General features: G+C 72.2%; 17 protein-coding genes. 4 read left to right on the plus strand and 13 right to left on the minus strand.

Annotated elements, in window-relative coordinates:
- Positions 1-69 precede the first annotated feature (69 nt).
- The 6 genes from FY030_RS15270 to FY030_RS15295 form a co-directional block, all read right to left on the minus strand.
- Positions 70-1,368 carry a M1 family metallopeptidase gene (locus FY030_RS15270; protein WP_158062376.1) on the minus strand — a complete coding sequence of 433 codons (1,299 nt, stop codon included), beginning with the start codon at positions 1,366-1,368 and terminating at the stop codon, positions 70-72.
- Positions 1,365-5,264: a Pls/PosA family non-ribosomal peptide synthetase gene (locus FY030_RS15275; protein ID WP_158062377.1), complete on the minus strand. Its 3,900-nt coding sequence runs from the start codon at positions 5,262-5,264 to the stop codon at positions 1,365-1,367. Before FY030_RS15275 ends, FY030_RS15270 begins: the two co-directional genes overlap by 4 nt.
- 115 nt (positions 5,265-5,379) lie before the next feature.
- Positions 5,380-7,362, minus strand: a complete 1,983-nt coding sequence (acs, locus tag FY030_RS15280; protein ID WP_158062378.1) for an acetate--CoA ligase — start codon at positions 7,360-7,362, stop codon at positions 5,380-5,382.
- 168 nt (positions 7,363-7,530) lie between these two features.
- Complete coding sequence (locus tag FY030_RS15285; protein WP_158062379.1) at positions 7,531-7,785, minus strand: hypothetical protein; 255 nt, start codon at positions 7,783-7,785, stop codon at positions 7,531-7,533.
- Between the two features lie 25 nt (positions 7,786-7,810).
- On the minus strand, positions 7,811-9,316 hold the full coding sequence (locus FY030_RS15290) for a sodium/solute symporter (protein ID WP_158062380.1): 1,506 nt from the start codon (positions 9,314-9,316) through the stop codon (positions 7,811-7,813).
- A gap of 1 nt (position 9,317) precedes the next feature.
- Positions 9,318-9,704: a hypothetical protein gene (locus tag FY030_RS15295; RefSeq protein ID WP_158062381.1), complete on the minus strand. Its 387-nt coding sequence runs from the start codon at positions 9,702-9,704 to the stop codon at positions 9,318-9,320.
- Positions 9,705-9,799: 95 nt separating this feature from the next.
- On the opposite strand from FY030_RS15295, the gene FY030_RS15300 reads away from it, so the two are divergent.
- Genes FY030_RS15300 through FY030_RS15315 form a run of 4 tightly spaced genes read left to right on the plus strand, consistent with a single transcriptional unit; the run spans position 9,800 to position 12,765 of the window.
- Positions 9,800-10,837: a hypothetical protein gene (locus tag FY030_RS15300; protein WP_158062382.1), complete on the plus strand. Its 1,038-nt coding sequence runs from the start codon at positions 9,800-9,802 to the stop codon at positions 10,835-10,837.
- Positions 10,837-11,187, plus strand: a complete 351-nt coding sequence (locus FY030_RS15305; protein WP_158062383.1) for a hypothetical protein — start codon at positions 10,837-10,839, stop codon at positions 11,185-11,187. Before FY030_RS15300 ends, FY030_RS15305 begins: the two co-directional genes overlap by 1 nt.
- Complete coding sequence (locus tag FY030_RS15310; protein ID WP_158062384.1) at positions 11,168-12,463, plus strand: hypothetical protein; 1,296 nt, start codon at positions 11,168-11,170, stop codon at positions 12,461-12,463. The genes FY030_RS15305 and FY030_RS15310 overlap by 20 nt, the downstream gene beginning before the upstream one ends.
- A complete protein-coding gene (locus FY030_RS15315; RefSeq protein ID WP_158062385.1) occupies positions 12,460-12,765 on the plus strand; it encodes a hypothetical protein in 306 nt (101 codons plus the stop codon). The genes FY030_RS15310 and FY030_RS15315 overlap by 4 nt, the downstream gene beginning before the upstream one ends.
- Before the next feature lie 36 nt (positions 12,766-12,801).
- Here FY030_RS15315 and FY030_RS15320 read toward each other — a convergent pair whose 3' ends face one another.
- From FY030_RS15320 to FY030_RS15350, 7 genes are all read right to left on the minus strand, one after another.
- Positions 12,802-13,575, minus strand: a complete 774-nt coding sequence (locus FY030_RS15320; protein WP_158062386.1) for a LytR/AlgR family response regulator transcription factor — start codon at positions 13,573-13,575, stop codon at positions 12,802-12,804.
- 33 nt (positions 13,576-13,608) lie between these two features.
- A complete protein-coding gene (locus FY030_RS15325; protein WP_158062387.1) occupies positions 13,609-14,817 on the minus strand; it encodes a histidine kinase in 1,209 nt (402 codons plus the stop codon).
- A gap of 79 nt (positions 14,818-14,896) precedes the next feature.
- Positions 14,897-16,990, minus strand: a complete 2,094-nt coding sequence (locus FY030_RS15330; RefSeq protein ID WP_158062388.1) for an MDR family MFS transporter — start codon at positions 16,988-16,990, stop codon at positions 14,897-14,899.
- A 423-nt stretch (positions 16,991-17,413) separates the two neighbouring features.
- Entirely contained in the window at positions 17,414-18,214 is an 801-nt protein-coding gene (locus FY030_RS15335; RefSeq protein ID WP_158062389.1) for a PIG-L deacetylase family protein, read from the minus strand.
- On the minus strand, positions 18,211-18,933 hold the full coding sequence (locus FY030_RS15340; protein WP_238348460.1) for a DUF5701 family protein: 723 nt from the start codon (positions 18,931-18,933) through the stop codon (positions 18,211-18,213). The genes FY030_RS15335 and FY030_RS15340 overlap by 4 nt, the downstream gene beginning before the upstream one ends.
- 66 nt (positions 18,934-18,999) lie before the next feature.
- On the minus strand, positions 19,000-19,857 hold the full coding sequence (locus FY030_RS15345) for an SDR family oxidoreductase (protein WP_158062390.1): 858 nt from the start codon (positions 19,855-19,857) through the stop codon (positions 19,000-19,002).
- A gap of 97 nt (positions 19,858-19,954) precedes the next feature.
- Positions 19,955-22,174, minus strand: coding sequence for a catalase (locus FY030_RS15350; protein WP_158062391.1), 2,220 nt, complete (start codon positions 22,172-22,174; stop codon positions 19,955-19,957).
- Positions 22,175-22,277: the final 103 nt, after the last annotated feature.

Below are 22,277 nucleotides of genomic sequence, written 5' to 3' on the forward strand. Positions count from 1 at the left end.
CACGGGTGTGTCACCCCGTTCGCGCACACGGGTGCTCCCGGCACCAGGTGTCCGTAGCTGGGCCGGCCCTCAGGGCAGGTCCGGCAGCGTCGGGGAGTCCAGCCACGGGAGCAGGACCGGGGCCAGGTCACGGCCGACCACCTCGGAGCAGTGCGCGAGGAACTGGGCCGTGGTCGCACTCGCGTGCTGGTGCGCAGCCACCCAGGTGCGCAGAATCTCGAAGAACGGGGCCTCCCCAGCCTCCACCCGCAGCGCGTGCAGGGTCAGCGCCCCGCGCTTGTAGACCCAGTCCTCGAACATGTGCGCCGCCGTCGGCCCGGTCAGGGGTGCTGGCTGGTCAGGACCCTGGGCCAGCAGTCCGTGGTGGTACCGCGCCCACTCCCGCGCCGTCCGCTCGCCGGACGCCTCCGACCAGAGCCATTCCGCATAGCAGGCGAAACCCTCGTGCAGCCAGATGTCCGACCACTGCTCGGCGGTCACCGCGTTGCCGAACCACTGGTGGGCCAGCTCGTGAGCGACCAGCCGGACGTTCTCCCAGTCACCGGAGACGAAGTTGCGCCCGAAGGTCGACAGTGAGGCCGACTCCAGCGGGATCTCGAGCTCGTCCTCGGTGATGACGGCGGTGTAGGCGGGGTAGGGGTAGGGCCCGAACGCCTCGATGAAGCAGGCCATCATCTCCGGCTGTCGGCCGAAGGATGCGGTGAACCCCGCACCCCGGATCCCGGGCGGGGCGACCACCCGGATCGGCACCGGACCCTGCTGCTCGCAGACCGTGTAGGGACCGACCTGGACGGTGGCGAGGTAGGCGGGGATCGGGTGCTGCTGGCGGAAGACCCAGGTCCGGCTCGCCCCGTGCCGTCGAGAGGACACGGGCTCACCGCTGAACTCGACGTGGTAGTCCGCGGCGGTCGTGAAGGTCAGGTCGTAGGTGGAGCGCGAGGAGGGACGGTTGTTGCAGGGCATCCAGGACGACGCGCCGTGCGGCTGGGAGGCCACGATGACACCGTCCTCGAGCTCCTCCCAGCCCGCGGGGTCGAACCCACGAAGGCGAAGTGGGCCGGGGTTGCCTGCATACCGGACCCGGACGGTCACCTGCGAGCCCGGCTCGACCGGCTCAGGCAGGGTGATCAGCAGCCGGCCGCCGCTGGAGCGGAAGGTGGTGACCTGATGGCCCGGGACGGTGACCTTCTTCGGCGTCAGCGCCAGGTCCAGACGCAGCTGGGTCAGCCGTTCCACGGCCCGACAGGTCAGCACCGCCTCCCCCTCAAGACGGTTGCTGGGCAGGGCGTAGGTCAGGGTCAGGTCGGTATGCAGCACCTCGTAGGACAGGTCCCCGTGCCCCGGGACGTAGGGGTCCGCACCCTTCATCGCGCCAGCTCCTTCTCGCTCGTGTCGTCGCTCGTCGTGGGCTCGGGTGTGTCGTCCCACGGGCCGATCGGGTTGCCGATCCAGCGCGTCTGGGCAGGCACGTACTCCCCACGCATGACGAGGGAGAGCGGCCCGACCGTGCAGTGCCGGCCCAGGGTGGCCGCGGGCAGGATCACGCTATTGGGCCCGAGCGTCGCGCCCGCCTCCAGGGTGACCGTGTCCATGCTCAGGACCCGGTCGTGGAACAGATGGGTCTGCACCACGCAGCCGTGGTTGACCGTGGCGCCGTCCCGCAGGTCGACCAGGTCGGTCTCCGGCAGCCAGTAGGTGTCGCACCAGACGCCGCGCCCGATGCGGGCCCCGAGCATGCGCAGCCAGACGTTGAGCACCACCGTGCCCTGGGTGACGGAGGCGAACCACGGCGCGGCGAGGACCTCGGTGAAGGCGTCGGCGAGCTCGTTGCGCCAGACGAAGGAGGACCACAGCGGGTGCTCGCGGGCGGTGTGCCGCCCCACGATCATCCATTTGGCGGCCCAGGCCACCAGTGCGGCCACCACCCCGGCGGCGAGCATCACCACGCCGCCGAGCGCGAATGCCGCCAGCACGTGCCAGCGCAGCAGGGCCAGCAGTGCCACTGCCACACCGAGGTGGAGCAGGACGTGCAGCAGGAGCGGGACCAGCCGCAGCGTCTCGATCAAGCCCCGGGCGACCCGCAGCCGCCGCGGCGGGGCGTAGGTCCGGCTGGTGTCGGTCTCGCCGGTTGACCGCCGCAGCCGGGTGGGTGGGCTGCCCAGGTAGGACGAGCCGGCTTTCACGCTCTTGCGCCGCGGGGCTGCCGACAGGACGGCGACCAGAGCCTCCCGCGGGACCTTGCGGCCCGCGGAGACCATGCCCGAGTTGCCGACGAAGGCCCGCTTGCCGACCTTGACCCGCTCGACCCGCATCCAGCCGTGGCTGAGCTCATAGCCACCGATGAGCGTGTCGTCGGCCAGGAAGGCGTGGTCGTTGACCTGGGCCAGCGAGGGGATGAGCAGCACCGTCGAGGCCTCGACCCCCCGCCCGACCCGGGCGCCGAGCAGGCGCAGCCATACCGGCGTCAGGGCCCCGGCGTAGAGCGGGAAGAGCCAGGTGCGGGCCTCGTCGAGCACGCGGATCGTGGTCCAGACCGCCAGCCCGCGCCCGGAACGGGTCGGGTGGTGGCCGGGCCGGATCGCCCGGGCGCACACCCTCACCAGCAGCAGGACCAGCAGGGCCAGCACCGCGTAGCCGACCAGGGCGGCGAGGGGCAGCCAGACCCAACCGAGGCGCAGGACGACCAACGCCCCTGCCCCCACGGCCAGGACGGGCAGGACGGCGACGAGGAGGGAGGCTGCCGCATACCCCCACCACCACGCGCGGCCGGGCGGGGGCAGGACGTCGGTCCAGGCGCCACGGGCGCGTCGGGAGACACGGGTGGCCGGTGCCCCCGACCAGTACTCCCCCGCGGGGACCTGGCCCAGCACGAAGGAGCCGGGTGCGACCTCGGCCTCCCGCCCGACGTCTGCGCCGGGGCCGAGCATGCTGCGGGCGCCGACCCGGGCCCCGGCCCGCACCGTGACCTGACCCACGTGGACGCGGTCGCCGTCGATCCAGGTGCCGCCGAGGTCGACCTCGGGCTCGACCGCGGCGCGGCTGCCGATGCGCAGGAAGCCGGTGACGGGGGGCAGTGCGTGCAGGTCGACCCCGGGAGCGATGTCGGCCCCCAACGCCCGGGCATAGCGTTGGAGCCAGGGCGCGCCCGCGGCCGAGACGGCGGCGAGCTCGGTCTGGATGCGGTCTGCCAGCCAGAGACGAAGGTGGACCTTGCCGCCCCGCGGATAGCTGCCGGGTCCTACCCCACGCAAGACTACCCGGATGAGCAGGGCCGCCAGGCCCATCCGCACCGGCGGCACCAGGAACAGGGCGGCGGTCAGCGCCACCACCAGCCAGGGCAGCTCCGGTGCCCAGGCCAGTCCCAGCAGGTCGCCGGCGAGGACGCTGACCAGCATGGTCCAGGCGATCCAACGGCCGGCCGCCAGGGTGCGCAGCGGAAGCAGCGCCAGCACCTGACCGACCTGGGTCTTGGGCGGGATGGGGCGCACCGTGCGGTCCACCCGGGCCGGCCCGGCACCCAACTCCTCGAGCAGGGCCGCGAGCCCGCCGACCGTGGGGTGCGCGTAGAGGTCTCCGACCGCGACCTCCGGGAAGCGCTCCCGCAGTCGCCCGACGATCTGAGCGGCGGTCAGCGAGCCCCCGCCGAAGGCGAAGAAGTCATCACCGGGCGAGGTGACCTGCGCGCCGAGGACATCGGCCCAGATCTGCGCGATCCACTCCTGCAGCGGGGTCAGCCGTGCGGCGCCGGAGGCCCGGGCGCCCGGCAACGGCCAGGGCAGCGCGTCCCGGTCGATCTTGCCCGAGGTGCGGGTCGGCAGGTCCTCGACCACGGCCAGCCGGGGCACGAGCGCGTCCGGCATCCGCTCGCGCAGCAGGGCCTGCGCCGTGTCCGCCGCGAAGCTGTCGTCGACGGCGAGGTAGCCGACGAGGAGCTGGTTGCCCGAGGTGGTGTGCCGCACAGCAGCGGCGGCGCCGACGACGCCGGGGAGGCGTAGCAGCTGGCCGTCGATCTCCCCCAGCTCGATCCGGCGGCCTCCGAGCTTGATCTGCTCATCGGCCCGGCCGCCGAAGAGCAGCCCGGCCGGGTCATTGACCACGATGTCCCCGGAGCGGTAGGCCCGCTGCCAGCCCAGGCTGGGCATCGGGGCATACAGCTCCGCGTCCTTGGCGGGGTCGAGATAGCGGGCCAGGCCGACCCCGCCGATGATCAGCTGGCCGGTGGCCCCCTCGGGCACCGGCTGCCCCTGCTCGTCGACGACCGCGAGGTCCCAGCCGTCCAACGGCAGCCCGATCCGGACCGGTGCGGTGCCGTCGAGGATGGCCGCGCAGGCGACGACGGTGGCCTCGGTCGGGCCGTAGGTGTTCCAGACCTGCCGGGCCGGCGCCTGGAGGCGGGCCGCGAGCTCTGGTGGGCAGGCCTCGCCGCCCAGGATGAGCAGCCGGACCTGCTCCAGAGCCGTGGTGGGCCACAGGGCGACCAGGGTGGGCACCGTCGACACCACGGTGATGTTGTTGGCGCGCAGCCAGGGACCGACGTCGACGCCGGCCCGGACCAGGGAGCGCGGCGCGGGCACCAGGGCGGCGCCGGACGCCCAGGCCAGCCACATCTCCTCGCAGCTGGCGTCGAAGGCCACGGACAACCCGGCCATCACCCGGTCACCGGGGCCCAGGGGGCGCAGGTCCCCGGCCAGGAACATCCGGGACTCGGCGTCGACGAAGGCTGCGGCGTTGCGGTGGGTGACAGCCACGCCCTTCGGCGTGCCGGTGGAGCCGGAGGTGAAGATCACCCACGCATCGTCATCCGGGGTCGGTGCCTGCCCAGGGCGGCCGGGAGCGCCGCCGGGTCGAGGGCTGATCGCCAGGCCGTTGCCGATGACGGCTGCGACATCGGCCTCGTCGAAGACCACCCTGGCCCGCTCGTCGGGGTCGTCTGCATCCACCGGCACGTAGGCCGCGCCGGCGACGAGAACCCCGAGGATGGCGGTGTAGAGGTCCGTCGTGCCCGAGCTGACCCGGATCCCGACCTTGGCCCCGCGACCGACGCCGCGCACAGCCAGCCGGGCGGCGACCTGCTCGGCGGCCTCCGCGAGCTCGGCGTAGGTCAGCGTGTGCACCCCGCTGTCGATGGCCAGCGCGTCGGGAGCGTCCTCGACGGTCCGGCGCAGAATGTCGACCAGGGTCCGCGGGCTGGGTGCCCGCTGACCGGCCAGCAATGCGGCCGGGACGCTGGGCGGGCCGCCCGGGAGGTCCTGCGATATGTCCACCCGCGAAGTGTCCCCCACTCGCCGGGCGCGGTGACAACCGGCGGGTAGGGACCGACGTCCCGAGCGTGGGCGCCCCCGGTGGCGCCCCTGAGGTCGGCCCTGAGTCAGCCCTGAGTCAGCCCTTCTGCATCCCGTCGCTGATCAGGCTCATCACCGAGGAGTCAGCCAGGGTGGTCACGTCGCCGACCTCGCGGTGCTCCGCGACGTCCTTGAGCAGGCGACGCATGATCTTGCCCGAGCGGGTCTTGGGCAGCTCGGGGACGACCATGATCTGGCGGGGCTTGGCGATCGGGCCGATCTCCTTGGCGACGTGGTTGCGCAGCTCCTGGACCAGCTTCTCGCCCTCCCCCGCCGCGGCCTGACTGTCCGCCTCGGCGACGGCGTCCGCGCGCAGGATGACGAAGGCGCAGATCGCCTGCCCGGTGGTCTCGTCGGCGGCGCCGACGACCGCAGCCTCGGCCACCTTGGGGTGGGAGACGAGCGCCGACTCGATCTCGGAGGTGGACATGCGGTGGCCAGAGACGTTCATCACGTCGTCGACCCGCCCGACCACCCAGATGTTGCCGTCCTCGTCCAGCTTGGCTCCGTCGCCGGCGAAGTAGGCGTCAGGGAACCGGCTCCAGTAGGTCTCCTGGTAGCGCTTCGGGTCGCCCCAGATGCCGCGCAGCATCGAGGGCCACGGCTCGGTGATGACCAGGTAGCCGCCGGAGCCCTTCTCGACCTCCTGGCCCATGTCGTCCACCACCTTGGCCACGATGCCGGGGATGGCCTTCATCGCCGAGCCGGGACGGGCTGCGGTGACGCCCGGCAGCGGGCTGATCATGATCGCCCCGGTCTCGGTCTGCCACCAGGTGTCCACGATCGGGCAGCGATCAGCGCCGATGTGCTCGCGGTACCACATCCAGGCCTCGGGGTTGATCGGCTCGCCGACGGACCCGAGCAGGCGCAGGCTGGACAGGTCGAACTTCGCCGGAATGTCCGTGCCCCACTTCATGAACGTCCGGATCGCGGTGGGCGCGGTGTAGAGAACGGTGACCTTGAGGTCTTGGACGATCTCCCAGAACCGGCCCTGGTGGGGGGTGTCCGGGGTGCCCTCGTACATCACCTGGGTCGCGCCGAGGGTCATCGGCCCGTAGACGATGTAGGAGTGGCCGGTCACCCAGCCGATGTCGGCGGTGCACCAGTAGACGTCGGAGTCGGGGTGGAGGTCGTGGACGACATGGCTGGTATAGGCGGTCTGCACCAGGTAGCCGCCGGTGGCGTGGAAGATGCCCTTGGGCTTCCCGGTGGTCCCGGAGGTGTAGAGGATGAACAGCGGGTGCTCGGCGTCGAAGGCCTGCGCCTCGTGCGTCTCCGCAGCGGCCTCGAGAGCCTCGTGCCACCACAGGTCACGGCCGTTGGTCCAGTCCACGTCCTGCCCGGTGCGCTGCACGACGAGCACCTTCTGGACCGGGTTCTCGTCATGGGCCAGCGCGGCGTCGACCGCCGGCTTGAGGGCCGAGGGCTTACCGCGGCGGTAGCCGCCGTCGGCGGTGATGACCACCTTGGCGCCGGCGTCGTCGATCCGGCTGTGCAGGGCCTCGGCGGAGAAGCCGCCGAAGACCACGGAGTGCGGAGCGCCGAGCCGGGCACAGGCCAGCATCGCGATCGCGGCCTCGGGGATCATCGGCAGGTAGATCGCCACCGTGTCGCCCTCGCCCACCCCCAGGTCCGCGAGCGCGTTGGCCGCCCGCTGCACCATCTGGTGCAGCTCGGCGTAGGTAATGTCGCGGGTCTCCCCCTCCGGCTCCCCGACCCAGTGGATGGCGACCCGGTCACCGTGACCGACCTCGACGTGCCGGTCGACGGCGTTGACGCAGGCGTTGAGCCGCCCGCCGAGGAACCACTTGGCGAAGGGCGCCTCGGACCAGTCCAGGACCTGCTCGAAGTCGGTCTCCCACTGGACGTACCTGCGCGCCTGCTCGGCCCAGAATCCCTCGCGGTCCTCCGCGGCCCGGTCGAACAGCTCCTGACCGGCGTTGGCCTGGGCGCGGAACTCCTCGCTCGGCTCGAAGGTGCGCTCCTCGTGAAGCAGGTTGGACAGTCCCTCGTTGGACATCGTGCCTCCTCGTGGCTGGGGTCGGTGTCGAGTATGCCGTGGATCTCAGCCGTGGTGCACCGCAGGGGCGGGCTGGCGCGGGGTCTATGGCGGTCAGTGGTCGACGTCTGCGCCGAACGGTCACGGGCCTGCGATGGGCGGTCGAGGGCCGAGGACGAAAGCCAGGCCTCAGATGAAGGGGATGACGACGCCCACCGTCAGGATCGCCAGGCCCAGGGCCAGGACGCGGTAGTTGGCGTACCAGGCCTTCCCCTTCAGCTCCTCGGACTCCTTGCGCCAGTTCCCCTTGTCGAAGACGACGTCCTGGATGTCCTCGGGGTCGGGGGCCTCGGTGCGCAGCGAGATGGCGATGAAGACCGCCAGGCTGATCAGGAGCATGATGCCGGTGGCGTAGAGGAACTGGACCGCGGCGGGGCCGGCCATACCGATGGGTGCGGGCCGGGCCCCGTTAGCCGGTCACGCCCTCCGGGGTGTGCAGGCGCACCAGGGTGCGCCGGGCGCTGCGGGGTATGCCGTGCGGCGTGGCCCGGGAGACGCCGACGGCCACCAGGACAGCCAGCGGGACGGTCCACGCGGCGGGGTGCTCGAAGAGGGCGCCGGCCCAGCCCTCGGGGCCGAGGCCGAAGGTGATCGCCATCGCCCCGGTCGCGGCCACGGCTCCGGTGACGAGCCCGGCGGCCGCGCCCTGCACGGACAGCCTCGACCACCAGACCCCTAGGGCCAGCAGGGGGAAGAAGGTGGAGGCGGCGATGACGAAGGCGAGGGTGACGAAGGCCGCGAGCGGCACCTCGGGGAAGACGCTGGACACACCCCACGGGACGAGCACGGCCCCGATGGTGGCCAGGCGGAAGCCGGTGACCTCGGAATGCTCGGCCCTGACCAGCCGGGACAGGGGTCGGACCACGTCCTGGTTCAGCACGCCGGTCACCGCGACGGCCAGTCCGGAGGAGGTGGAGAGGAAGGCCGCGAAGGCACCTCCGGCCAGAGCCGCGACCAGGATTTCGGAGCCGAGCCCGGGGAGCACCTCGGCCGGCAGCCGGAGGACGACCGTGTCGGCACGGACCCCCGGACCCAGGACGGGCAGGTAGGCCCGCCCCAGCACGCCGTAGACGATTGTGACGACGTAGAACATCCCGAGCAGGACCAGGAGCCGCACGGTGGTGCGACGGGCCGCGGCACCGTCGGGGTTAGTGTAGTAGCGGACGACGACGTGCGGAAGTCCCGTCGTGCCCAGGGCCAGGGCCACGATCAGGGAAAAGGTGCGGTACATCGAATGGGTCTCGGGCGCCGACCCGGTGAGGGGCAGCGTCCACGCCGCGTCGACCTGCGGGGCCGGCCCCTGGGTGACCCACCAGACGGCCAGGATGATGCCGGCAGGCACGGCCAGGGCGGTGAGTTTGACCCAGTACTGCACCGCCTGCACCAGGGTGATCGAGCGCATCCCGCCCGCCGCCACGGAGAGGACCACTACGACGAGCACCACGGAGGACCCCAGCCACAGCGGGGCCCCGCTGACCAGGCCGAGGGTGAAGCCGGCGCCCTGGAACTGGGGGATCAGGTAGAGCCAGCCGATGAGGACCGCCAGCACCGAGCACAGGTGGCGCACGACGCGGGACTCCAGCCTGGCCTCGGCGAAGTCGGGCAGGGTGTAGGCACCGGAGCGGCGTAGCGGTGCCGCCACCAGGGCGAGCAGCACGACATACCCGACCGTGTAGCCGACGGGGTACCAGAGCGCGTCGACCCCGGTGTCGTAGATGAGCCCCGCGACGCCGAGGAAGCTGGCGGCCGAGAGGTACTCGCCGCCGATGGCCGCCGCGTTACGGGCCGGGGAGACCACGCGGCCCGCGACGTAGAAGTCGGAGGTGCGGCGGGAGAGCCGCAGGGCGAAGATGCTCAGCCCCAGGGTGATCAGGCAGACGACCAGGACCGACCCGCCGGCGAGCGTCTGACCCACCTCAGCCCTCCCGCTCCATGACCTCGGTGAACCGGCGCTCGAGCCGGCCGGCGTGCCGGTCGAACCAGGCCGCGAGAATGACCATGGCCGGGTAGACCAGCACCCCGAGCACCACCCAGGGCAGCGGCAGCCCGGCGACCTGCAGGCTGCGGGTCGCCGGGATGAGTGCGAAGAGGAGCGGCAGCCCGAGCAGGACCGCGGCCAGCACGCCCAGGACCGTGAGGGCCAGGCGCAGCTGAGCGCGGAGCAGGCCCTGGAGGTAGAGCTCGCCGACCCCCGTCTGCTGCACCAGGGCTGCCTGCCGGGTGTGCCGCCGCGCGGTGGTCGCGCCCCGCCGCGAGGACGTCACCCGGACGCGCTGGGTATGCCGTGGGGCAGGGTCGGTCATGGGCACAAGGTAACGCCACCGGGAGCAGGTCTGACGCCTCCGTCCGAAGGACCCCCGGTATACTTCATGGCCGCCCAGCGACAGGGGAGGACAGCATGGGGGTGCGGATCGACCCGGACGGCGTCATCGCCATGTCTGGGGCGACGCTGGGCGTCGCCACGACGATCGACGCCATCGGCGGTGACATCACCGGCCAGATCGAGCGGGTGGACCAGTGGGTCGAAGGCGCACCCGAGGCTCGGTCCCGGACCGGCACGATGGCCGAGACGCTGGCCCTGCTGGCCGGGGCCGCCCGCGAGCACGCGGTCCACTACGTCGACCACGAGCGCCCGATCGAGGAGCTCCGGTCGCTGGGCTACTGGCTCCCGGACTTCGGCAACCTGCTGCCCCACGGTGACCAGACCGTGACCGAGAACATCGAGCGGATCGCCCGCAGCGACGAGTTCGGGGCGATCCCGCTGGGCACCGCGCAGGCGCTGATGGAGCGCTACCGCAACTTCATGCTGTACGTGCCCAGCTCGGACACTCATACCGGTCGCCAGGCACTGGCCGAGCTGGACCGGCTGTTCACCACCTCCGACACCGTCCACCAGGGACGGCCCTACGTGCGGCGGGCCAGCGGGCTCTATGTGCCCTCGCTCAGCGACGCCGACCCGCGCCTGCCGCGGATCCACCAGACCATCGACGAGGCCACCTACGCCCCGGGGCGTCAGTTCACCACCGGGACAAGCGTGGGACGACCACCCACGTGGGCGCGCACCGGGGGGCGCGTCCTGGGCGTCGCGGGCGTCGGGCTCACGCTCTGGGACGTGGGCGCCTCGCAGTGGGAGCACGACCAGCGTTACCACCCGGAGTACAGCACCGCCCAGCGCGTCGGTTCCACCTCCTACGCGCTGGCCACCGAGGGCGGCGGGGCGGTCGCCGGGGGCCTGGTCGGCGCGCACTACGGGGCCGTCCTCGGCAGCTTCGTCCCGATCCCGGTCGTGGGCACCCTGGGCGGCGCTCTCATCGGTGGCGCCATCGGCGCCTTCGTCGGCTCCAAGGCCGGCAAGGCCGTCGGGCAGGGCCTGAAGCAGGCGGGCAGCGCGGTCGCCGACGGTGCCAAGAAGATCTGGGACGGGTTGTTCGGCTGATGACGCCACCGGAGTCGCTCTTCACGCCGTCGCTGCCGCTGCTCCTCGTGAGCGCGGTGCTGCTCGTCCTCGGGCTGGTCGCGTGGTCCGGCCGCACCCGTCAGGTGGTGCTGCGCGCCTGGCCCAGCCCCACGCTTCACCTCGCCCCCCTCTACCTGGGCCTGGCGGGCCTGCTCACCACGCTCAGCCCCCTCGTCCCGGGCTGGCTGGCCACGGTGCTGCTGCCGCTGTCGATGCTGCCCTTCGCCGCCGGCGTGCTCGCCGTGGTCTGGCTGCCCGGGTTCCTGCAGCCCCGGTGGCTGCGGGACGCCACCTCCCGGAAGGACCTGTATGACGTCCGCGCCCGCTGACCTCACCGTCCACCTGGAGCCGCCGCCTGGCTGGGTGCAGATCCCGCAGGAGCCGGACGCCGAGGGCGCCGTGCTGCTCGCGCTGGCCCCGGCCGACTGGCGCGAGGACTGGGGTGTGCGGCCGAACATCGTCGTGGGACTCGGCGCCCCCACCACCGGCACCATTCGCGCCGTGGCCACCCGGACCGCCGCCACCTTCCTGGCGCTGGAGGCGGGGCATCGCATCGTGTCCTGGGACCTGTGGCACGACGAGGGGGGACGCAGGCTGCTGGTCACCTACCCGGCCGGCACGGCCCTCGTCGCTGCGATGACCTGGGTCCGGCTCGAGGGAGGTCGCCCGCTCTCGGTCACGGCCACGGTGGACGCCGATCGCTACCTGCGCGTCATGCCGCTGATGATGCAGGCGGTGGACACGCTCCGGGTCGAGGGCACCGTCCCGGAGCACAGCGCACCCCCAGTGCCGGCCGCGGAACCGGCTGACGAGCCACGCACCGACGACTTCTGGTCCGGGCGCGGGGAGACGCTGGAGGACCTGGGCCGGCTGCAGCAGGCCCAGCCGTGGGCGCCTGACGGGCTGCCGCTGTCGCGGGCCGCCTTCGCGGCCTTCGCGGAAGCAGGCCGCGGCCTGCGCGGCCCCCGGGTGAAGGACCGCTCCGCCGTCGAGGAGCTGCAGCAGGCCGGCCTCGTGGACGCCTCGGGGCGGTTGACCGAGGATGGCCGCACCACCCACGCCGCCCTCGCGGGCGCCGACCGACGCATCCGGGTGGAGTCCGCCGCCGCGGGCGTGCCCGGGACCTTCGAGGCGGCCCGGCTCGGCGACACGGCCCTGGTCTGGGCCACCGACCCGCCCTCGCGCTGGGCCGGCGGCCCGGCTCGTGGCCGGGACGCGCTGGAGTCGGCGACGACCGGGACGCTGCAGTGGATCCCGCTCATGCACCTGCCGGAGGAGCTCGCCGCCTGGCTGCAGGTCGGCCCCGCCTGGCCGATGGCGACCAGCCCCCCGCGGCTCCCCCGAGACCTGGTGACCGAACGGGCCGAGGACGACCGCGTGCCGCCGCCCCCGGACGCCGACGACCACCTGCGCTCGGCCTGGGCCGAGCCGTGGTTCACCTGGGTGCTGACCACGGACACCGGCCACGCCGTCGCCGGGGTGCATGCCGGGCGCCACGGGCACTTCCGACTGGCGGAGCCGGAGGAGCAGGACGGCGTCGTCGACCTGCAGGCCTTCCCCTCCGAGCCGCTCTTCACCACCCTGGTGGGGGCGAGCCTGCTGTGACCACCCCGGAGCAGAAGCGTGCCCGCGCCCAGATGCTGCGCGAGGTCGCCACCACGATCAGCACCAAGGCGTGGCTCCTGGACGACGACCTGGACTCCTTGCTCCGCCACTACCCGCACCGGTCGGACGGGGTCTGGTGGGGCCCGGCCGCGACCGACTTCTACGACGGCGTCCGGGGCGTCCGCACCGACGTGCGCAACCTGCGGACCGACATCCTGGGTTACGCGAGCCGCTGCCGCGTCAAGGCCACCGAACTCGAGGAGCTCGCCGATGAGCAGGAGGCGGCCCAGAGCGTGCCCTGAGCGCCAGCGCGTCCTCTGCGCTTCCTCTGGGCTTCCTCACCGTCCGCCGGCGCCCAGCACCCGCTCCCGGACCTCACGTGCGTGACGGCGGGCGACCGGCAGCTCGGGTCCGTCGGGTGCCAGCACCAGGCTGAGCTTGCCCTGGCTCTGGCGGACCTTGGCGACGTGGGCCAGGGAGACCAGGGTGGAGCGGTGGATGCGGAAGAAGCCGGCGTCCGACCACCGGTCCTCGAGCGTGGACAGCGGGATCCGCACCAGGTGCGAGCCGTGGGCGGTGAACAGCCGGGCGTAGTCGCCCTGCGCCTGCACGTAGCGGATCGACGAGCGCTGCACGAAGCGGGTGACCCCGCCCAGCTCGACGGCGATCCGTTCGTCGGCGGGAGCCTGCTCCGCCGCCACGGGCTGGGGGTCGGGCTGCGGGGGCGCGCCGCCCCCGCCCCCCGCAGCGCGCTGCATACCCTCCACGACCCGGTCGATCGCCTGGGCGAGCCGGGCCGAGGAGACCGGCTTCATCACGTAGTCGGTGGCCTGGATGGCGAAGGCGTCGACCGCGTGCTCGTCGTGGGCGGTGACGAAGACGACCTGGGGGCGGTCGGCGAAGCGGGCGATCACCCGAGCCAGCTCCATGCCGTCCAGGCCGGGCATGGAGATGTCGGAGAAGACGACGTCGATGCCGCCAGACTCCAGGACGCGCAGCGCGTCGGTGCCCGATCCGACCGCGAGCACGCTCTCGAAACGGCCGTCCCGCTCCAGCAGCCAGGTCAGCTCGGACAGGGCCGGCGGTTCGTCGTCGACGACCAGGGCACGCATGGGGTCATCGTAGGGCCGCCCACCGGTCCCCCGTCAGGCCGAAGGGTGGACGCCCGGGGCGTACTTGGGCACCCGGAAGCTGACCTTGGTGCCCAGGTCGGGCGCCGTCTCGACGACCAGCCCGTAGTCGTCGCCGTAGACCTGCCGCAGCCGGGCGTCGACGTTGCCCATCCCGAGGGACTCGGTCCTCTTGTGCGACTCCTCTTCCCCCTCGAGGGCGCGCCGCACCGTCTCGGGGTCGGAGCCGACCCCGTCGTCCTCGACGGTGATCTCCGCGGCGTCCCCCTGGTCGGTGGCGGTGATGGTCACGTGCCCCACGCCTACCTTGTCGGCCAGGCCGTGGCGCACGGCGTTCTCGACCAGCGGCTGGACGACGAGGTAGGGCACGACGACCGGGAGCACCTCCGGTGCCACCAGCAGCCGGACCTGCAGCCGCTCCCCGAACCGGGCCTGCTCCAGCACGAGGTAGCGCTCGACGTTGCGCAGCTCGTCGGCCAGCGGGGTGAAGGTGCCACCGCGCCGCAGGCTGTAGCGGGTGAAGTCGGCGAACTCCAGCAGCAGCTCGCGCGCCCGGTCGGGGTCGGTGCGCACGAAGCTGGCGATCGCGCCGAGGCTGTTGTAGATGAAGTGCGGGCTGATCTGTGCGCGCAGGCTGCGCAGCTCGGCCTCCACGGCGCGCGTGCGCTCGCGGTCCAGCTCGCCGAGCTCCAGCTGACCCCCCATCCAGGTGGCCAGCGCCTCCGTTGCCCGGGCCAGGCCGGCCGACGGGCGGGAGGAGTATGCGGTCAGCACCCCGATCACCCGGTCCTCCACCACGAGCGGGGCCACCACGCCGGCCCGGACCTCGCAGTCGGGCTGCTCGCAGGGCAGGTCGGCGCGGCTCAGCACCGAGACGTCCCCGGTGCCGAGCACCGGGGCGGCGTGCCCCATGACCTGGTCGCGGTGGTGCTCGCCCTGGCCGGCCCAGACCAGCACGTCCTGGGTGTCACAGATCGCTAGGGCGCTGCCACCGAGCATGAGCCGCAGGTGGCGCGCTGCCCGGCCGGCGTTGTCCGGGGTGAACCCCGCCCGCAGGAACCGCCCTGCCTGGCTGCCGGTCCGCAACGTCTCGTAGGTGATGAGCTCGTGCTCGGACAGGAAGCCCCGTCGCGCCTGGCGCCGGCGCAGCCACAGTGCGGCGTGCAGGAGGAGAAAGACCGCCGTGACCACGATGCCGGTCGGGAGGTGGAAGGCGGTCTGCATGGGATGGAGGGTACCGAGGCCCCTCCGGCACGAGGGTCCAACAGCATGCCTCGCAGGGAACCGCCTAGATGGGGACCACCTAAATGGGGTCCGCCCCCTTGGTGGGCTCCGGCCCGGGCTCGTCCAGCTTTACGGACCCCGGCCCGATGTCGACGAGCAGCGCGGCGGACAGCTCGGAGGCGGCCTGGCGCACCTGCGTGAGGTCGACCGCGGAGTGCCGCTCCTGCACCGACGGCTCGATCGTGGTGAGCACCTCCTCGCGGGCTCGTTCGGCCGCCCGCACGGCCAGGTCCTGCCGCAGCGCCTCGCTGAGCAGACCACCCTCAGTGAGGGCGCGCCGGCCCAGCTCCACCGCATACTTCTCCGCGGCGGCGGCCTCCTGCTCGTCGTCGGTCGACATCATCAGGGCAGCCCGCTCCAGCAGCCGGCGCCCGCGGTTCAGGTCGCCGTCGCCGAGCTCGGCCACCGCCCGGGTCAGCAGGGGCCGGTCGCCGCGCGCGGCCTCCCGGGCCAGCATGCCCAGCTGGATGCCGAGGACCCGCTCCCGCGTGCGGGCGCCGACGTCGTGGTGGCGCAGGCCGGGGGTGTAGTTCTCGGACGGGGCGCTCTGCGCCATCGTGTCGAGGTAGCCGCGCTGGGCCTCGTCGGCCGTCTGCACGCTGTCCCGCAGCGGGATGGCGCGGATCGCCAACGTGGCGAGGAAGACGACCAGGACCAGCGGGAGCCCGAGCAGGAAGACGTCGTGCAGCTGGTCGGCCAGCCCGGCGCGGATGGCGGTCACGGCCTCCGGCGGCAGCCCGGCCGTCGCGGCCGGGTCGATCGCCGCACCGGCGTCGATTTCGTCGAGGTCCCCCACCTCGTCCACCAGGTTCGCCGGCAGGTGGGAGGCGATGGCCCCCGACATACCGGCCGTCATCACCGCACCGAACAGCGCGATCCCCACCGTGTTGCCGACGTTGCGGAAGAACTGCAGGGTCGCGGTCGCCACTCCCAGGTCCGAGCGCCCCACGGCGTTCTGCACCACCAGGGTGTACTGCTGCATGCCCAGGCCGAGCCCGGCGCCGAGCACCGCGAGAGCTGCGGCCAGCTCCCACCCCGAGGAGTCGACGCCGAGGCGGGTGAGCAGCCACAACCCGACGGCGACGACGACCGTGCCGAGCAGCATGAACTCCTTGTAGCGACCGGTCTTGGTGACCAGGAAGCCGGTGACGATGCCGACGAGGATCAGCCCCAGCATCATCGGCACCAGGATCAGCCCGGACTCGGTCGCGCTGACGCCGAGCACGCCCTGGGCGAACACCGGCACGTAGATGATCATCCCGAACATCACCATCGCCAGCGCGAACGCGGCCACGTTGGCGGTAGTGAAGACGTCGTTGCGGAAGAGGCGCAGCGGCAGCAGCGGGTTCTCGGCCCGCAGCTCCACCGCGACGAAGAGGCCGAGGAAGACCGCCCCGGCCGCATACAAGCCCAGGATCACCCAGGAGCCCCAGGGGTAGGTCGTGCCGCCCCAGGAGGTCGCGAGCAGGATGGCCATCAGGGCCGGGGTGAGCGTGAGGATCCCGAGCACGTCCACGCGGCCGCGGGTGGGGACGTGGTCGAGCTGCAGGAAGCGGGCGATGACGAAGATGGCGGCCAGGCCGAGCGGGATCGTGGAGAAGAAGAGCCACCGCCAGCCCCAGAAGTCGGTGATCAGGCCACCGGCGATCGGTCCGGCGACCGAGGTGACGCCGAAGACTGCACCCATCAGGCCTTGGTACTTGCCCCGTTGCCGCGCCGGGATGAGGTCACCGATGATCGTCTGGGACAACGGCATCAGGGTGCCCATGCCCAGGCCCTGCACGGCCCGGCCGGCGACCAGGGTCCAGAAGTTCGGCGCCAGGCCGGAGATCAGCGAACCGAGGAGGAAGACGACCAGGCCGGCGAGGTAGAACGCGCGGCGGCCGAACATGTCGGAGAGCTTGCCGACGATCGGCACGATGATCGCCGAGGCGAGGAAGGCCGCGCTCGCCACCCAGCTGTAGTGCTCCATCCCGCCGAGCTCGGCGACGATCCGCGGGATCGCCGGGCCAACGATGCCCTGGCTGATCGAGGCCACGAACATGCCCAGCATGAGACCGACGAACACCCGTCGCTGCGCCGGCGACAGGCTGTAGGTCGCGCTCTCACTCATATCCAGCTCCTCCCCTGCAGCCTCGGACGGCGGCGTGCCGCGAGGCGCGCACATCATACGGCGGGCAGGTCGAGGGCCGGCGGGTGCTCAGCCGGTGGGTGCTCGGCCGGTGGGTGCTCGGCCGGTGGGTGCTCAGCTGGCGTCGTGGCGCAGCCAGAGCGGCACGGTGGCCAGGAGCGTCATGAGCAGGATGCCGGCGGAGACGAGAACGTGGAGGAACAGCTGGTGGAAGGTCATGTTCCTACCTTCGGCGGGGGGAACCGCCCGGCACATCACCCGTCGGACGTGACGTCGGGCTCGGCAGCTGCGACCCCGGTCGCAGCGGGTTCCACCCTGGTTGCGACCCGGGGACGACCCTCCCCCTGCGCGTCCGAGGTAGAACGGTGTCGTCATCGCGACACTGATCTACCTCGCTGTCGGAGGCTAGAACGGGAGCGCGCTGACCATCCCGTCGGGCCGTCCGGGCTCCAGGTACCACTCGTCGCCGAAGGCCATCGCGTACTGCTCCTCGGGCATGCCCAGCATCCAGTCGACGTCCTCCTGCGAGGCGTGCGCGGCGAGGGCTGCCCGCTTGGTGGCCAGCACCGGGCGCACGTCGACGTGCCAGTGCAGCTCCGCCTCGGGCATGCCCAGGGGGTTGCCGTCGTCGGCCGGCTGGTCCGGGTCCCAGTCGGCACCCTCGTCCGGGCCGACCAGCCCGGCGTCCCGGGCCTGGATGTAGAGCCGGCGCATGTGGTCGCGGTTCATCGTCGTCTCCAGGTGACGCGGGCGCCGGGCGGCGAGCTGGACCGCCCGGCGGACGACGTGGTGGACCTTGACGTGGTCGGGGTGGCCGTAGCCCCCGTGCCAGTCGTAGCCGACCACGACGTCGGCGTCCTCTTCGTCGAGGACGGCAGCCAGCCGGCCGGCAGCCTCGTCGAGGTCGGCGTTGTGAAACGACCCGTGGTCGCCGTTCTGCGCCCACCCGGTCATGCCGGAGTCGGCATACCCCAGCCACTCCACGCGGGCGGTGCCGAGCAGGGCGTTCGACGCCTCGGCCTCCCGGCGGCGGCGTTGGACCACCGTCTCCCCATCGACGAGGTCGCCGGGCACCGTGCCGTACTCGCCGTTGGTGGCGTAGACGCAGACCACCCGGTGCCCGGCGTCGGCCGCCAGCCGCATCGTGCCCGCGGTCCCGGAGGCCTCATCGTCAGGATGGGCGTGCAAAAAGACGATTGTGCTCACGGGGCAAGAGTAGGGGCCGACCGGTCCCCTACCGAGGCGATGCCGAGCCAGGTATGCCGATTGCCGGCCCAGCACCAGCCGACCTTGGGCGCGCCGCGGCACTCCTTGCCGTCGCGACCGGTGCCGTTGCTGATCCACAGCGCGGGGACCCTGGTGTCCAGGGTTCCGGCCCTGCGCCCCGGCTTGCGCGAACCGGTGGTCATGAAGCAGTGGTTGCGCTCGATGATCGACGGCTGCAGCAGCGCCCAGCAGATCCCCTCCGTGAGGGTCATCAGCTCACGTCCGGCGGCGCGCAGCTCGGGGTCGACCTCGTCCGGGCTCCGGTTGGCGAACCGGTCGCCGCGGTCCGGGTCGTGCACGGCATACAGGTCGCTGTCCGGCACCGTGGTGCCCGGCGCGGGGCCGAACTCAGCCAGGTCGCTCAGGTCCTCGACCACGAAGCCCCGCTTCTCGCCCAGGCGCAGCAGGGCAGCCAGCTCGGCCGCAGGGACGAGGCGGGGGTGGACGACGAGCAGGTCCCCGACCAGCCCCTCGGGCAGGGGCGGCAGGTCCAACCCGAGGTGGGTCAGGGTGCGGCGCTGCTCGGTTAGATCGGGTAGACCGGTCGCGCCGACGTCGGGCAGGCCAAGCTCGTTGCGCTGACTGGTCACGTCGGGCAGACCGGCCTCATCGGGCTGGCTGGTCAGGTCGGGCTGGGTCGGTGCGGGCTGTGGGCTCACGGATCCTCCAGGGCGCTCACGGGGATCGAGGGGAACGCTCTGGAGGACCCGGACATTCCGCTGCGCCTAGAAGACCGGCTTGCCGCCCGTCACGCCCAGGACAGTGCCCGAGACGTAGCTGGCCTCGTCCGAGGCGAGGAAGACGTAGGCGGCCGCGACCTCGACCGGATGACCCGCACGGCCCAGCGGGGTGTCGGAGCCGAAGCCCTCCACCTTGTCCGCGGACATCGTGGCCGGGATGAGGGGGGTCCAGATCGGTCCCGGCGCGACGGCGTTGACCCGGATCCCGCGCGGGCCCAGCTCGGCAGCAAGGTTGACGGTGAGGTTCGTCAGCGCGGCCTTGGAGGCGGCGTAGTCGAGCAGGTGGTCCGAGGGCGCGTAGGCCTGCACCGAAGTGGTGATGATGATCGACCCACCCTCGGTGAGCGCCCCGGCCAGCTCCCGCACCAGCCAGAACGGCGAGAAGACGTTGGTGGCGAAGGTGCGCTCGACCTGCTCGGGCGGGAACTCCTCCAGCTCGTCGTGGGTCATCTGGTAGGCGGCGTTCGGGACGAGCACGTCGAGCCCGCCGAGCGCCTCGACGACCTGGCGGGCCAGGTCGCGGTTGGCGTCGTAGGAGCGCAGGTCGCCCGGGAAGAGATGGCAGGTGCCGCCTGCGTCCTCGACGAGGCGCCGGGTCTCCTCCGCGTCCTCACTCTCCTGCGGCAGGTGCGCGATCGCCACGCTCGCGCCCTCGTGGGCGAAGGTGAGGGCGACGGCCCGCCCGATGCCCGAGTCGCCACCGGTGATGAGCACGCGCTTGCCGGTGAGGCGGTCGCGGCCCGTCCACGAGGTCCCGTGGTCGGGGGTGGGGTCCAGCTTCGCCTCGGTCCCGGGCCACTCCTGCTCCTGGGCGGGGATGTCGGTCAGGTTCTCCTGGGTCATGGTTCTCCTAGATAGTGAGGGATGGAATGTGACATGGCGGCGGCGCGCCGCTGTGCAGACGACCCGTCCGATCGCCGCAGACGAGGCGTCCTCGGGGTCAGACGTCGCGGTCCCAGTTGCGCAGCCCCGCGAGCGCGGCGACGAAGTCGCCGGGTGAGACGGAGCCGAGGTCATGGCAGGCCTCGTCGAGCTGGTCGGTGATGCCGCCCCGGTCCAGCAGCGGACGGGAACCGGCGACATACCCGATGTGCTTGTAGTGGGTAAAGGCGTCGGCGACGAAGTCCTTGACGTTGGGGTGGCCGGCCAGCTCGACCGCGCCAGCGCCGTCGGCGAGGAGCGCGACGGCGTCGAACAGGACCGAGGGGCCCGCGTCGATCTTGTGGTCGACGGGGGTTCGGGTCTGCTCGCCGGCGAGGACGACACCGCCGACGTGCAGCCCGATCGTCTCCACCATGCCGCCGACCGCCTCGACCGCGGCCCTGACCCGCTCCAGCAGGGCAGCGTCGGTGCCGTCGGAGACGAGGATGCCAAGCTTTCGGCCACCGAAGTCCTGCGGGGGTCGGGCGGCGAAGCTCAGCGCCGGCGAAGGGGGCAGGTCGGGCCGCGGTGGCACGGCCGGTTCGGTGGCGCCCGGCAGGTCCATGCCCAGCCCGTCGGCCACCTTCTGCGCCAGCTCCTCGTCGACGTTGCGAAGGTTGGCCACCATCCGTTGCCGAATCTGGGGGATCTCACACTTGGACAGCTCGAAGATGAACGCCATCCAGATGTGCTCCTGCTCGGGACGGGTCTGGGAGCGGTAGAACTGCCCGGCCTGGGAGTAGTGGTCGGCGAACGACTCCGGCCGCAGGCGGCGGGTGGGACCGGACTCCTCCCTGGCCACCGTGCGGAAGCCCGCCTCGTGGTCAGCGCGTGGTCCGGCCGCGGGGCCGGCGAAGGAGTTGGGCTCGTAGTTGGCGCGGCCGGCCTGCCGACCCATCTGCATGTGCCCGTCCCGCTGGAAGTGCATGACCGGGCAGCGTGGAGCGTTGACCGGCAGCTGGGCGAAGTTGGTCGAGCCCAGCCGCTTGAGCTGGGTGTCGAGGTAGGAGAAGTTGCGGCCCTGCAGCAGCGGGTCGTTGGTGAAGTCGATCCCTGGCACGACGTTCTGTGTCATGAACGCCACCTGCTCGGTCTCGGCAAACATGTTGTCCACCACCCGGTCCAGGCGAAGGGTGCCGATGACCCGTAGCGGCACCTGCTCCTCCGGGATGATCTTGGTCGGGTCGAGCACGTCGAACTCGAAGGAGTCGGCGAACTCCTCGTCGAAGAGCTGCACGCCGAGGTCCCACTCCGGGTAGTCGCCGTTCTGGATGGCGGTCCACAGGTCCCGGCGGTGGAAGTCCGGGTCGGCGCCGTTGATCTTCATCGCCTCGTTCCAGACCACCGACTGCAACCCCTGCCGGGGCACCCAGTGGAACTTGACGAAGGTGCTCCTGCCCTCGGCCGAGACGAAGCGGAAGGTGTGCACGCCGAAACCCTGCATGAACCGGTAGGAGCGCGGGATCGCCCGGTCCGACATCTGCCACAGCAGCATGTGCGTCGACTCCGGCATCAGCGAGACGAAGTCCCAGAAGGTGTCGTGTGCGGAGGCCGCCTGCGGCCAGCCGCGGTCCTGCTCCTCCTTGACCGCGTGGACCAGGTCGGGGAACTTGATCGGGTCCTGGATGAAGAAGACGGGGATGTTGTTGGCGACGAGGTCCCAGTTGCCCTCGTCGGTGTAGAACTTGGTCGCGAAGCCGCGGACGTCCCGGGCCAGGTCGAAGGAGCCCTTGTTGCCGACCACGGTAGAGAACCGGACGAAGACGGGGGTCTGCTTGCCGGCCCGGCCGAAGAGCGAGGCCCGGGTGAGGTCGGAGAGGTCCTCGGCGGCGGTGAACGTGCCGTGGGCGCCATATCCGCGGGCGTGCACCACCCGCTCGGGGATGCGCTCATGGTCGAAGTGGAAGAGCTTCTCGCGCAGGACGTGGTCCTCCAGAAGCACCGGGCCGCGCTCGCCGGCCGTGAGCGAGTTCTGGTTGTCCGAGATCGGCTGGCCGTGCGCTGTGGTCATGCGGGGCACGCCGTCGCCCGGCAGCTGATGCAGCTCGCCGCCGCGCCCGGGCTCGGTGCTGGCGGTGTAGAGCGGGTTGTCCGCGTGGGCGCCCGCGACGCTCGGGGTGGGCGGCCGGGGAACGGGAGGGCCCTGCGGGTAATCCGGCAGGTGGGGGCCGCCGTCCTCGACGGCCGGCGGACGGGCCTCGGGCTGGTCGGTGGCGGGGGTGGTCCGGTCGGTGGCCATGGCATCGATCCCTTTCGCGGGCGGGACGCGGGGACGCCCGCATCTCCGACGCTAGGCGGCCACGCCGACCACGTCACCCCGGAACGACATGGGACCGGCACCT

The organism is Ornithinimicrobium pratense, from assembly GCF_008843165.1.
In the GTDB taxonomy this organism is placed as follows: domain Bacteria; phylum Actinomycetota; class Actinomycetes; order Actinomycetales; family Dermatophilaceae; genus Ornithinicoccus; species Ornithinicoccus pratensis.

Bases quoted from the DNA above. Each gene is read 5' to 3' on its own strand.
- FY030_RS15270 (WP_158062376.1), bottom strand. From the start codon at position 1,368: ATGAAGGGTGCGGACCCCTACGTCCCGGGGCACGGGGACCTGTCCTAC.
- acs (WP_158062378.1), bottom strand. From the start codon at position 7,362: ATGTCCAACGAGGGACTGTCCAACCTGCTTCACGAGGAGCGCACCTTC.
- FY030_RS15285 (WP_158062379.1), bottom strand. From the start codon at position 7,785: ATGGCCGGCCCCGCCGCGGTCCAGTTCCTCTACGCCACCGGCATCATG.
- FY030_RS15295 (WP_158062381.1), bottom strand. From the start codon at position 9,704: ATGACCGACCCTGCCCCACGGCATACCCAGCGCGTCCGGGTGACGTCC.
- FY030_RS15300 (WP_158062382.1), top strand. From the start codon at position 9,800: ATGGGGGTGCGGATCGACCCGGACGGCGTCATCGCCATGTCTGGGGCG.
- FY030_RS15305 (WP_158062383.1), top strand. From the start codon at position 10,837: ATGACGCCACCGGAGTCGCTCTTCACGCCGTCGCTGCCGCTGCTCCTC.
- FY030_RS15310 (WP_158062384.1), top strand. From the start codon at position 11,168: ATGACGTCCGCGCCCGCTGACCTCACCGTCCACCTGGAGCCGCCGCCT.
- FY030_RS15320 (WP_158062386.1), bottom strand. From the start codon at position 13,575: ATGCGTGCCCTGGTCGTCGACGACGAACCGCCGGCCCTGTCCGAGCTG.
- FY030_RS15325 (WP_158062387.1), bottom strand. From the start codon at position 14,817: ATGCAGACCGCCTTCCACCTCCCGACCGGCATCGTGGTCACGGCGGTC.
- FY030_RS15330 (WP_158062388.1), bottom strand. From the start codon at position 16,990: ATGAGTGAGAGCGCGACCTACAGCCTGTCGCCGGCGCAGCGACGGGTG.
- FY030_RS15345 (WP_158062390.1), bottom strand. From the start codon at position 19,857: ATGACCCAGGAGAACCTGACCGACATCCCCGCCCAGGAGCAGGAGTGG.
- FY030_RS15350 (WP_158062391.1), bottom strand. From the start codon at position 22,174: ATGGCCACCGACCGGACCACCCCCGCCACCGACCAGCCCGAGGCCCGT.